8 protein-coding genes are annotated in these 12,887 nt (G+C 45.7%); 5 read left to right on the plus strand and 3 right to left on the minus strand.

The annotated features are described in order from the left end of the window. The first annotated feature begins 70 nt into the window (after positions 1–70). Genes AZI85_RS05250 through AZI85_RS05265 form a run of 4 tightly spaced genes read left to right on the plus strand, consistent with a single transcriptional unit; the run spans position 71 to position 6,701 of the window. Positions 71–694, plus strand: a complete 624-nt coding sequence (locus AZI85_RS05250; RefSeq protein WP_063243106.1) for an acetyltransferase — start codon at positions 71–73, stop codon at positions 692–694. Positions 695–743: 49 nt separating this feature from the next. Continuing rightward, positions 744–1,967 (plus strand): lipopolysaccharide biosynthesis protein, encoded by a 1,224-nt coding sequence (locus AZI85_RS05255; protein ID WP_155723934.1) that lies wholly within the window; start codon positions 744–746, stop codon positions 1,965–1,967. A 59-nt stretch (positions 1,968–2,026) separates the two neighbouring features. Continuing rightward, complete coding sequence (locus AZI85_RS05260; RefSeq protein WP_155723935.1) at positions 2,027–4,345, plus strand: ArnT family glycosyltransferase; 2,319 nt, start codon at positions 2,027–2,029, stop codon at positions 4,343–4,345. Then, positions 4,338–6,701, plus strand: a complete 2,364-nt coding sequence (locus tag AZI85_RS05265) for an ArnT family glycosyltransferase (protein ID WP_063243109.1) — start codon at positions 4,338–4,340, stop codon at positions 6,699–6,701. Before AZI85_RS05260 ends, AZI85_RS05265 begins: the two co-directional genes overlap by 8 nt. Here AZI85_RS05265 and AZI85_RS05270 read toward each other — a convergent pair. The 3 genes from AZI85_RS05270 to AZI85_RS05280 all read right to left on the minus strand — a co-directional run bounded on the left by AZI85_RS05270 (position 6,676) and on the right by AZI85_RS05280 (position 11,449). Continuing rightward, the gene (locus tag AZI85_RS05270; RefSeq protein WP_063243110.1) at positions 6,676–7,929 is read right to left on the minus strand and encodes an O-antigen ligase family protein; all 1,254 of its coding nucleotides are present in this window, start codon (positions 7,927–7,929) and stop codon (positions 6,676–6,678) included. The genes AZI85_RS05265 and AZI85_RS05270 overlap by 26 nt on opposite strands. Before the next feature lie 66 nt (positions 7,930–7,995). Further along, a complete protein-coding gene (locus AZI85_RS05275; RefSeq protein ID WP_063243111.1) occupies positions 7,996–9,936 on the minus strand; it encodes an acyltransferase family protein in 1,941 nt (646 codons plus the stop codon). Next, positions 9,926–11,449, minus strand: a complete 1,524-nt coding sequence (locus AZI85_RS05280) for a hypothetical protein (RefSeq protein WP_172795302.1) — start codon at positions 11,447–11,449, stop codon at positions 9,926–9,928. Before AZI85_RS05280 ends, AZI85_RS05275 begins: the two co-directional genes overlap by 11 nt. A gap of 229 nt (positions 11,450–11,678) precedes the next feature. On the opposite strand from AZI85_RS05280, the gene AZI85_RS05285 reads away from it, so the two are divergent. Continuing rightward, the gene (locus AZI85_RS05285) at positions 11,679–12,884 is read left to right on the plus strand and encodes a hypothetical protein (protein WP_155723937.1); all 1,206 of its coding nucleotides are present in this window, start codon (positions 11,679–11,681) and stop codon (positions 12,882–12,884) included. Positions 12,885–12,887 lie beyond the last annotated feature (3 nt).

Below are 12,887 nucleotides of genomic sequence, written 5' to 3' on the forward strand. Positions count from 1 at the left end.
GGCGCGCCGCACTAACGGAGCTTGTGATTAAGCGCAATATCAAATAGCCTTAACTCATTGAGGTAGGCTTATGGAAAGCATTTTAGTTTTTGGCTGCGGTGGACACTCAAAAGTAGTTTCCGATGTCATTCAAAGAGAAGGTAACTATAGAATTGCGGCCTACTACGACGAAAACCCAAAAAATAAAATGTTTCTGGGCACTCCGGTCTACTCTACGAAGGCCGATCTACAGACTGCCATGATCTCAGGAAATATTAAATCCGCAGCGATTGCCATTGGCAGCAATGAGGTACGTAGAAAATTCTCCCTCATGGCTCAAGATCTGGGACTTAAACTTCCAGTTATCGTCGACCCCTCCGCAATCATCAGTCAAAATGTGCGCTTGGGCAGGGGCACCGTTGTTATGCCGGGGGCCATCGTTAACACAGACACTCAAATTCTGGAGGGTACTATTCTCAATACTGCTTCGGTCGTGGAGCATGACTGTGTGATTGGAGCCTATACACATATTGCCCCGGGGAGCGTCCTGTGCGGCGGGGTCCATGTGGGTGAAATGAGCCTTATAGGGGCTCGCACCGTCGCAATTCCGCTTACGAAGATTGGCGCCTATTGCTCGATTGGAGCTGGGTCAGTAGTGGTTCGAGAGATTCCCAATAACTCCTGTGCCTATGGAAATCCAGCACGTGCTAAGTAAAATAAATAGGGTCCTTCGCACGTCACTGGGCATCATATCGTCCCAGACTTTGAATATTCTGTTCGTTCCGGTACTGGCCCGAATCTATACCCCAGAGCAGTATGCACAGTTTGGCCTGTTGCTCTCACTGGTTGTCGTCCTTGCAGGCGCTGCCTCAGGAAAATATGCAGAAGCAATATCAACTGCAAAACATGACTCGACTGCAAACGCACTAGGAGAAGTCGCTTTGCGACTTTCTTTCTTATCAAACCTCACTTTCGCCCCCCTCTTGATTGCGATCGCGCTGCTAACTCATAATAATATTAGTTTCGCATTACTCTCAATTCTAAGCGTGTATTCAGTTTCATTGACCAATGTTGCCACTCAGGTTTTGATTCGGAGACAACGCTATACTCAGTATACAATCCTTATTTTCTTGATGCTTGGTTTGATTCCGTTACTGCAGTTTATTTTCAAAGGCCTCCCAGGCAATGGGTTGTTACTCGGAGCTTGTGCCGCCCACTCCATTGCCGCGGTTGCCTCATTTACATTCATTCCTTCAGCAATGTGGCCTAAATCCTGGCGGACTTCGCAAAGAGTCAAGGCCGTTGCCACAATCTATCGATCTTTCCCTCAATTTGCTTTGCCAAGCTTCTTTCTTTCCACACTAAGAACTCGGCTGCCGTACTTCGCATTGGCTGGTCTGCCGGCAAAACAATTCCTTGGCCTCTTCGCCCAGACAGATCGCCTGCTTGGCGCGCCGACAACACTCATGACAACCGCCTTACGCCCCTTGGCGACTGAGGCGCTGTCTCGTAAAAACTCCTCCTCAGCATTGCTACGCAAGTATCTGCTCATGCAATGGATTTTGTTGATACCTCCGACGGTCCTTGTATATAAAAATGCGGAACCAATCGTTGCCCTTCTGCTTGGGCCAGGATGGGGTGGTGCCACTGAAGTGCTTAAAATCATGCTTTTCCCATCATTTCTTATGATGACCACTACATGGCTTGACCGATTTTACGATTTTTCCAAGCAGCATCACATTGTCTTCAAAACCGAAATCGCTTTTGGGGTTTTTGCCCTGTTGGCCTTGGTTGTCTGGGGACCGGTTCTTAACAAGCCGCTCGTTGCTCTATCCGTCTTTAGCGCAATCACCAGCATCTACTACCTCACGTGGACCTGCAGCCTGATGAGGGTTTACAATATCCCTTGGAAGAACATTACTATCGTTTTGGCGGCGCTGTGCTCATCAATTCTTCTGTGGATGCTTGTGATTCCCACTTTCGGATAATTTCCTGGAGCTAAAATAAACATTTGCCCTCGGTGGTCATCCATTAATAAGATCGGCCCATGTTGAGTGCCATTTTACTGCTCGGTATTGCTGTCATCCTTTCTCTGGAGAGCATTCGTCTCTGCAAACGTTTTCCATGGAGGACGGAGTTCAGTCACTTGCACTGGGGATTGGGCGCAGTTTTGGCACCTTTTATTTGGGGTCTAACTCTGCTGCTAGCAATGTCACTGACTCCCGGTTCATCCGGAATCCTTCACCTTGCCCTGAGTTTCATCTTCTTTTTCCTGACGACCCGTTCTGTGACCCTGCTCTTGCCAGCATCAGGGGCGTCGAAGGTCTCTCCGCCAGCGACCCATGAGAAGCATCGTTGGGTTTTCATTGCTCTTGCCGCGACTGGTTTCATCCTTTTCATGCTTGCGTTGACGACGACCCCACTTACACAAAATGACGGCCTTGAGTATCTGATTGTCGGGAAGCACCTCTTTCAAACTCACGACATTTTCTTGTACCCCCTGATATCTCCAGAGAAAAATCCTTTAAACTTTTACGGCCCTTGGACTCACCCCCCACTTTATCCAGCCCTGCTTTATGCCGCGAATCTCATCCAGGACAACATCTATGATATCGGTCTGACCCGCTGGATATCTCCGTGGTTTTATCTGTCGTCCATTTTCCTGGTTGCGGCCATCACATGGAGATCCTCCAAGAACCTTGCGCTTCTTTCCTTCACTCTGTGCTTAAGTGTGCCGCTGTGGAGTCTTGGAGCCACTACTGCCCTTATTGATGCCAGCACCCTTTCTGCCTACATTGCGCTTTTCGTCGCAGTATGTGCCCTCAAACCAGATCAGAAATCCTATCCCCTCATTGTCGGGATGATTTCCGGATTTGGAATGTGGGCTCACTCCCAGGCTGTATTGAATCCCTTGGTGTTCGGAATTGGCTTTCTATATCTTTATAGAACCATGCCTGGTCGTTATATCAAAAACAGCCTCATTGCGGGCTGTACAGCCATTTTGATCGGTGGCATTTACTACATCCGTAATACCGTCCTATTTGGAAATCCTATCAAGGACGCCTCACCGGTTGCACAACTTTCCGGGCTCGACATGAATCCATATTTTATGGTTTCACGAGGCTACTATCACTTCATCGATGTACTGCGCTTCGGATATCTGAAGATGTGGTTTAACTATGAAGCCTACAACCTTATTCCGTGGATATTTTTATTCGCCCTGAGTCTATACATTTGCAGTACTCTCAAGCCTGAGAGCTCAAAGAACAGTTCATTTTTGAACTTAAGCTTATTGATCACGCTGGGACTTTTTGCTTCTATCGTGGCTATCTCTCTTTTGGGAACGGCCCACTACATCAAGAATGAACGCTATCAAATGATTCTCCTGCCTCTGATGATTTGCTTTGCGATGCAGACCCTTGCTCTGAATCCAATAAAGTCCCGTAACGTAAAGATCATCCTCCAAGGCCTCCTCGGTCTGACCTTTACTCTTTCGTTGGCGGGTCAAATCCTGTTCTTGAAAAAAAGCTGGGCCGAACCAAAGCAATCAGAGCTTCGCAAGTCCTTCATGGAAACATCAGCATTTCTGCGCTCATGGAAAGACCTGTCCTTAAACGGTAAAATTCTTTCATACAAACCTGCGGATTCATTCCTCAATGACATCCCTACCACTTCACATGTGGATCCGGTTCTTATTCCTCTTTACCAAATTAAAGACGCAGCAGAGGCCTGGGCTTGGCTTAAGGCGAATAAATTCGGCTATGTCTATGTTCCGACCTATATTCAACCGACGGAATACAACACGGCCCTCATTCGAATTATCGGAAATCCTGCTTATACAAAACTACTTGGCGAAGGCCCCGAATCGCAGCTTTATCAAATCAACCAGACCGCCAGTGCTGCCGAATATGTATCGCTGAAATCCATCGGCACACAAACCGAGGCTCTGATTACATTGGGTGGACGAAAAGATCTGCTGACAATCCCTTTGGGACCACTGAAAGGTATTTCGCCGGTTATAAAGTATCTTCGTGAATTGACCCAACAGCAGTCGACGACATTTTCACTGGAAGGTCGCTCTTTGCCAACGTCTGAACCACTGGTTTTGAAAACACAACTCGCAGGTTTTGGCCGAGTCAGCCTGCACGCCGCTTTTCTGGACAAAGACAACCAAGTCATCAAAAAAACAAATCTTCCTGACATTGCACTGATGAATCCAAAAGTCCCTTTTACCATGGAACGACAGTTCTTTGTCCCTTCTGGAACTCATAACATTGTTATCAAAGTTAAGAGCCGAGGTCTTGATTATACTGATGACGCCAAAGTGGATCTCTTTATTCTGACAGGAACGTCATCCCATGACTGAGGTTTCAGCTCTTGATATCGCGTTCTTTATCGGCGTACTTCTTTCATCTTCTATCTTAGGAGTGCTTGTTTCTGCATGCCTGCCTTGGAAAACGTCAATTCCCCAGAAGGGAGTTATTGCCTTTGGCCTGACTCTCGCACCATTTATCTGCGGAATCTTAAGTATCAGCGTTCTGTTGATTCTTCCAGGGGCATCTCAAGCCACTCATGTGGCCACTATTTTCGGCGCAATATTTATTTTGGGAGCAACCCTTGCCATCAGCCGTCGGGCCAAAATAAGACCACCAGCGACACTCAAAAAATCCTTCCAGCTCGACACCCTTTTTATCGCATTTTTCTTCATCAGCATCCTTTTGATCTATGACTCACTGACCTTGCCACTTACGCAGAATGATGCCTTAGAGTACGCCACCGTCGGAAGAGAGATCTTTTTCAAGCGAACACTGCACTTCTATCCTCTATTGGACACGACTCAAAGTGTTTCAGGTTTCTATGCCCCCTGGACACACCCTCCCTTCTACGTCGCTCAAATATATTTCACTCAAGTACTTCAAGGTCATGCGGACTTTCCAGGGCTTATGAGACTCTTGGCGCCATGGATGCTGATTGTGACCTCTGCTTTACTAAGCAGTTTGGTCACTGGAAAATCCGACAAAGGGAGGCTGACTGGCCTTCTCTTTATCACGACTCCACTGATATATCTTGGTGCGAACTCTTCGCTGATCGATATGTTGCCAATCTCGGGGGCCTGCTTGGTTTTTGCCTCGATTTTGTACCTGCGTGATTCTTTGGCAAAATGGATTGTGGTTGGCATCCTCATGGGAATCACCTTGTGGACTCATTCTCAGGCTCTCCTGTTAGTACCGATATTCCTTGGGGTTATCTCTCTGGAAAAAATCCTTCAACGCAAGTGGATTGAGGCAGCCTATGCACCCGCCGTAGTTCTTACAGTATCACTGCTTGTCGGCTTCTATCCTTATCTGAAAAATTTTCGCCTTTTTGGGTCGTTCATCAGTGACAGCCCTCCGGTTGTCAGCCTGAAGTTCTTGCATTGGGACGAATACTTTTTCCTGGCTCGGGGGATCGATACATTCACTTCCCAGATTCAATACGGACTTCTTAAAGGATGGAGCAACCTTGCGTCCTACGGTGTCCTCTTTTGGCTGGCGGCAGCGGGGACTGTTTTTTTCATTCTGAGCTTTAAAAACAAAAAAAATCCTGCCTCTGCCTATAGTGACGAGTCTGCCCCTTCGCTCTTGAGTGGTATCATCCTGATTACTTACCACACGGGGGTCATTCTCTCGATCCTGCTGGGTTTAAATATCATGATTAAAAATGATCGCTATCTGCTGCTGATCAGCCCTTTTGCAGCAGTCCTGGGCGGATATGCGCTATTCCTGGTAAGCAACTCTCTCAAGAACCGCCTCCCACTCCCCCGACTGATCAATCCGATAATTGCAGCTGGCTTTTGCCTTCAGGGATGGCTTTATCACATCTACCGAGAGCGCTCTTTCCCGGCCGGAGAAAAAACCGAATATACAGAACGCCTAAAATCACGCCCCGAATATAATCTTATTTTTACAGCAAAAGATTCAATGCCAAAAAATGCAATTGTATACACGACTAAGCCTGCAGACCTTTACTATTCTGACCGGAGAATGATAACTCATACGGATCCTTCTTTAATAAGCTTTTACAACAGCAAGACTGCAGAAGAAGGCTATAGTGCACTTTTGAATCTTGGCATCACCCATATCCATCAACCGGACTTTCTGCTTCCAACTGTTATCTACAGCCCGCTTTTACAAATCATGGCGAACCCAAAAATGTCGACTCTTCAAGAGTCTTTCTCTGGCCACCAAGTTTACAAACTTGAACCAGCCGCACGTTTGATGGCTTTCGAGTCTGTGTCTTTCATGCCTGCCTCGAGCTCCTGGAAGCAGGATACCGGTATTGATTTTGGAGGAAGCAAATCCTTCGCCTATCTAAAGTTAGACGATGCCATTTTTTCAGGAGAGAATGTCGAAACTCGTTCTCTATTTCAGAAAGAATTGAAAACAACCATCTCAAGTCCGATTTTGCACCTGACGGATCGACAGAGAATGTCCAAGGAAATAAGAATTTCTTTAACTCTTCGAGGCCAAGCGTACGTCAAATTATGGCTCACAAAAATCAGTGGCAACAAGGAGGACAGAATTCTCTTAGGAGATCTAACCCTAGCAGATACAGATCTGCAATTCCAACGCCGTGAAACAATTGCTTCCGACGCCCAAGCCATCATAGTTTCCATTGATCAAATGGGAGCTTCCACTCTCTCAATCGAAAAAATTACTATTGATTTTTACGAAGAAAACTAAGCTCGAGATCCTTCTGATCACACAGACTGCACAGAACCAAAAGCACACCCAGAAATTGAGGGTTCGAAACCAAAATATCACCAGAAATCAAAGCATGGGGTACCGCAGCAGCAGCTATAAAACTCACCCCCGTGACCACACCTAGATTTCCAGCTTTGACGATAAGACGCATAATAAAACAAAAAATTGCCACAGACAAAATCAACCCTAAGATTCCCGATACCAACCACTCTGAAAAAATAGTCAAATGCGGATAATCATAGATCGTGCAATCATTGAAGTGGCAGGCGAAAACTTTATGGTATGCAAACCCCATAGGCTTGAACCAGCTCTGCTTGGAAATCAAGTCCCATCCCATAGCCCAACGATCCACGCGGGACAAAAATCCTAAAAGGTTATCAACACTCATCGACTCCAAAAGATACTTCATGAAAACATTAAAATAAGTGACCTTAAAAACCACGAGCATCACAACAAGAACAGAGGCACCAGTCAGCAGAAGCTTCCAGGTTTTCTTGGTTCTTCCGTTCTTAATGGCACCAATAGCAAAGAAGCTGCCCATCACCAGCGGAGCCATAATCAGAATCCGGCGGGATCCTGAAGCAATCGAACAAACTGCAAACAATGTGAACATCAGCAGATAAAGCAGCCTCTTCGGTTTAGCATTTTTCCCGTAGATCAGCTTACCCAAGGCGAGCAGAGCAGCAAAGAGCATCGTAAATGCAAAAATGTTATAATCGGACTTCAAGCTGGCGGCCTGGGGATATGGCATGTTCATAAAGGGAACTTCACTACCTCTCATTAAGAGAGACATTTTAATTAAAGCCAGAATCGAAAGAATCAATGTGACCGGAATCAAAGCAAATGTGAAGCCATCATACATAGCCGTATTTCGCTCCGGTGATGTTCGCCCCAAAAGATAAACTGATATGAGAACCAGAGCGCCCACGATACCTCTCACTACCTCAAATACAAATGGCGTGCCGGTTGTAAATAAAGAAAAGACATATGTAAGAAGTAAAACCGAAAAAGCACCGATAAGAAAATTGAAGTATCTTAAATCCGCGCAACGAACTTTACTCAGCACGAACAAACAAAATGGAACTAGAGTAAGTAAAGACAAATACAGGACAGCCGAAGGAAGCACGGACGCCAAAAATGGAGTCGCCAAAGCAATCCCCGCATAAAACCCGATGTCCTTTTTAAAAAACAGATTTCTTTCGCTCACTAAAAGTATCCAATGTATAACCTGAAGTCGGCGTGAGGTTCTTTTTGAAAACAGATTGAGTCTACACTATTTGAATATTATATCCAGAAAATCTACATGCTCTTTCACATATTTCGAACGCAAATGATTTCCGTCCATATAGCGAAGATCCCCTCCTGCATCAAAGTAGGAGCATATTCCGGACGTGCACAATCCTTTATTACCATCCACCAAGACAGCTCCTGTTTCGCGAGAAATCTCGGTCAATATATTTCGAACAGATCGAGATCTATTGAGGAAGAATTCCTCAGCCACCGAATAGTCTGACGTTTCTCCCAAGAAAAACACCCTATCATAGATCACACGGGGAATATTCTCTACGGAACTGACGATAGGTAGAATGATGAAAACCTTTTTTCCCTTCCCCTGTAGGTGAGAAACAATCTTGCCAAAAGAAGAGAATATCTCGTTTATCTCAGATGACTGCATGGGGCTACGTCCCCATCTTGCACCCGGGACTTGGGTTAAAGCCATCCGCGGTTTCTTATCGATTGAAGCACCGACGAAATAATCCACCCAGATGCTACCGAAAACCACAGTCTTGGTTGAAGGCTTGTTGGCTTCGGCCAGCGCCTGCTCCCAAAATTTTGGGCAAGCAAAACCAGCTGCCATGCGATCCACTGCTGGCAGTGGTGGACATCCTCCGGTCGTAACAAAGGTCACCGTCATCGAAGCGTCTTTTTCATGATTGGCTTTAACCCTTGGCCACCATTGCTGAACGTGAGAGTCTCCTACAAATAGAATGCGATCTTCAGTTTTCCCTTCTAGTATACAGGGCCTGATCTTTCCAAAGAAATCCAAACCATTACAACTGGACGGGAAACCCCAGTCCTTCATGGCTTCTTCTATCTTGAGCAAGTCTGAAACACTTCCTTTGGAGCGAGAGCGGATACCTTCCTGCTGATAAATATAACCGCATCCGATAATAACCGCGGCAAACAACACCACCCCGAAAGTAATCAACTTCCGGCTAAATCCCTGTCTTGTACCTTCGACAAAACGGTATGACAACAAACTTAAACCGATTATAGACACAATTGAGAGCCCCAGTAGCAACAGATCCAAGTCATATTTTTGCTGCGACAGATACCAAGACGAAAAAGGCCAATGCCAAAGATACAAAGAATAAGACCAGTAACCTGTCTTCTGTAAAAACTTATTTTCAACCCAATAACCGGATGGCTGAGCTAAAAGAACAAATACCGTCCCCAAGACTGGCCAGAAGGCATGCAATCCGGGATAAGAAATTTCGCCCGTATAAAAAACAGCGCAAAGGAGGCACAACAATACTCCAACGACGGCAAGAACATTTGCCGTCAATCGCCTCATCTGGATATGCGATACGAATACGAGACCACCTGCTATCATCTCCCACGCCCGCGTAGGTAAAAGATAGAATGCTGGAGACGGACGAACTTCAGCAAAATAACAGCTTAGTAAAAACGAAACCACAAAAGAGGCCCACAAAAATGCCGTAAGCGCCTTCCTCCTGGGAGCAATACGGTAAACAGCCCAAAGAAGCAGGGGCAGCAGCATATAAAACTGCCACTCCACCGACAAAGACCATGTATGCAGCAAAATATTGGAGTGAGAATCCGAATCAAAGTATCCGCTGGAACGCCAATAATAAATATTGGACAAAAACAGTAAAGATGAAACTGCCGACTTGGAAAAACTGAGATAGTCCAAACTTGAAAGTAGGAACCACCCGCTTACAGTCAGAATGAATACAAACACCAATAAGGCAGGAAAAATCCTTTTAAAGCGCGCGGCAATAAAGGACCCATAGGAAAATGAACCCTTTTCCAACTGGCTCAAAATGATTTTGGTCATTAGAAAACCAGAAATAACAAAGAATACGTCAACCCCAATAAAACCTCCGGAAAAACCAGGAATTTTAAAGTGATACAAAATAACCAAAATGACAGCTAGCGCCCTTAGCGCGTTGATGTCTTTCCTAAACAGCATTACGGTCCCTTTGCTTCAACTTATCTACAAAACTCATCAAGAACAGAATAATCCATCCAGCAATCAACCCATGGGAAAGCAAAACCGTTCCAAAATCAGAAATCAAAAAATTATAGGATGAAACAACCATCAATCCCACGGCAAGTGGCCTTAGTCGTGAAGGGCAAAAAGCCATCAGTAATGAGAACACAACATCAACCACAAGCACAACGGAAACTGCCAACAAAAGGCCCAAGAGTCCCCAATAAGCCGGATAAGCCATCATGAACCCGGTAGGCGCAGTTCCCGTGCTAGTTTTGTCTCCTCCCAGATATACCGAGGCATAATGCTGGAAAACCTGTTCCGGCATGTTGATATGCTTGTCCAAGAACCGATTGGCCAATGGCAACGCGCCCATTCCTGGGCTGCCGTGATCAAGCACGTACATATTATGCCAAATGGACACTTGGAAAGGAGTCACAAAGGCACGATAGAAAAGAGCCTCGGCATAAATTACGCCGCGACTTCTTTCTGCACCCTTGTTTTGTTCTGCACCCTTTTTCTCAACCGCACCGAGCTTGACGTCATTGGGAAAAGTTTTTAGGGGATAAAGGCTCAGGTCCTTTCCGGAACAACCAATATCAAGACGCTCTTTCAAATAATCTAAAACATTGTGAGATATTCCCAAAGAAATGACTTTCCTGGCGCCAACGGATTCCAACAACTGGGCGCTCTTCTCACACACTCCCATCTGTAAACTGCAAGATGCAAAGTCGTAGTTCCGACCAACGGAATTACCCCGCTCTTTGCTCAGCTCGAAGGCGACCAAAATGCATCCCAAAAACACTAGAGAAGACAAAACGCCTACAAAGCGCATGAACCAGGAATTATTCCAAAGGGCAACAGTCACAGTAAGCATAAGAATCGAGGGGATCAGCATTCCCTTGGCACCAATCAACAAGGCCGAAAGAACTGCCCCCACAAAGACCGCCACCATCGCTACTGCATAAATGTATTGGCCTTTTCTGATCGCAATAACCCCGACCATGAAAGACATGGATACCAGAAAAGGAGCCGCCACGTTAGCCACCGCTCCATAAGAGTATGCTGCGGCAGCCATGCCGACGAACTTCAAACTAAATTCTCTGGCCAACAAAGTGAGTTGAGGATCAAAGAGCAAGGCATAGAGCGCAGTACAGGAAAAAGGAACTTTACTAAGATAAACAACAACAAGAGGGATAATTACTATCAACCCCGCCAATACATCCTGTATTTTAAAACCTTCCGCTTGCGCGAAGGCTCCGGGCGGATCCATACGCCGTGTAAGGAACAACCAAAGAAGATTAGCTAAAACGAATACGTGGACAAAAATCCCCAAACTCCACGCCGTCTGGATTCTTTCGACCACAACTGTGGAGAAAAGCACCAAAGGCCATTGGTAACAAAGGTGAACGAAACCAATCAGGACAAATGCGAAGCGCGCGGGTGCTTTTCCACGGACCCTGCAAAGAAAGAAAATTCCAACAGAGGTCAAAGCCGCAACTACCAAATTAAAAACGAAGTAAACCGAAAGCTCGGGCGTTAGCAATTCAAGGGGTTGTAACAATGGGGACATAGTGACAGCGCCTCCAGACGATCTTCAGACAATCCAAATAAGCAACCATGAAGACCATGACATTTCAAGGACTTCTCGGGTATATATTCTTCGTGGAAATAAAAATATATTTGCCTGCAAGGTCTGCACGGAACGATAGTAATATAGAATGAAAAAGAGGCATTTTATCTCCAACTATCTCAATTTAGGCATCCTGGCAATTTCCGGTTTTGCTGCAAACTTAATTTGCGACCACTACTTTGGAAGTGAGATTGTCGGAGTCCTGAATACGTCGACATCCTTGTATATTATCCTAACTCAATGCGCCGCTTGGGGGCAACAAGCCTACCTGCAATCCCAACTACCACTGTGCCAAACCGACTCTGAGATAAAGGAAAAGCTCACCCTTTCACTCTTTTCAAGCCTTTCAATGTCGATTCTTTTCGCTGCTGTCGCGGTACTTTTAACTCTTGCCTTCAACAAAACCGAATACACCCTTCTAGCACTCAGCACTTTGGCAATGGGTCCGGCAAAAACGCTGACATTTTCACAATTGGGCTTAGGCAGATATCACCGATTCGCGATGTGCAGTTCCGCCCGACCGGCTTTCTTTCTGATCTCCATAGCAATCCTAGGTGTTCTGGGACAGGCGAGCTTCTTGGGAGCTGCATTTCTCGCAGCGGAGCTGCTGACTTTGCTTGTAGCAACCCTTATGACCTCCCAACACATCAGCCGGTCAATTCCTTCAAAACAGAACCTGCTTGACAACCTTCGTCATAACTCTGCCAATTTCATCAGCATCATGACAATGGAACTGAACACGCGTCTGGATATTATCGTGATTTCATTTTTGGGCTCCAAAGAGCAAGTCGCAATCTATTCAGTTGCCCTGATCTTCTTTGAGGGCTTCTACCAGGCTCTGGTGGTCATCAGAAATATCATCTCCAAAACTCTAACCAAATTACACTTTTCATCTTCAAACGAACTTAAGCTCTTCGCAAAACAGACCGCCAAAAAGGTATATCTTTTTGCGATGGCTATGGGAATCAGTGCATTCGTCACCATTCCTTGGCTGATTAAAATATATAAGAATCAGGATCTGTATTTAGAAAGTATCGCTCTGGCCTACACCGTAATTGCGGTACAAACCGCATTAGCTGGCCTGCTTGTCTTTGATAATTTTCTGGGCGTTATCAACAAGCCACAACTGTATCTAAAACAAAAGTCTTTTATCCTGCTGTTTAACTTGATAGCTCAACCGGTGTTTTTCTTATCGATGGGCTTGATGGGGTCGGCAATTGCGACTTCTTTAAGTTACTTGTGTTCGGCAGCTCTGAACTATTTAGCCATTAGCACATCCCGAGCGGCCGCCTGATAT

Origin of the sequence: Bdellovibrio bacteriovorus (assembly GCF_001592755.1) — a bacterium.
GTDB lineage: Bacteria > Bdellovibrionota > Bdellovibrionia > Bdellovibrionales > Bdellovibrionaceae > Bdellovibrio > Bdellovibrio bacteriovorus_E.

What these genes read in the sequence shown, in the direction of transcription:
- AZI85_RS05250 (WP_063243106.1), top strand. Translation starts at nt 71, where the DNA reads ATGGAAAGCATTTTAGTTTTTGGCTGCGGTGGACACTCAAAAGTAGTT.
- AZI85_RS05260 (WP_155723935.1), top strand. Translation starts at nt 2,027, where the DNA reads ATGTTGAGTGCCATTTTACTGCTCGGTATTGCTGTCATCCTTTCTCTG.
- AZI85_RS05265 (WP_063243109.1), top strand. Translation starts at nt 4,338, where the DNA reads ATGACTGAGGTTTCAGCTCTTGATATCGCGTTCTTTATCGGCGTACTT.
- AZI85_RS05275 (WP_063243111.1), bottom strand. Translation starts at nt 9,936, where the DNA reads ATGCTGTTTAGGAAAGACATCAACGCGCTAAGGGCGCTAGCTGTCATT.
- AZI85_RS05285 (WP_155723937.1), top strand. Translation starts at nt 11,679, where the DNA reads ATGAAAAAGAGGCATTTTATCTCCAACTATCTCAATTTAGGCATCCTG.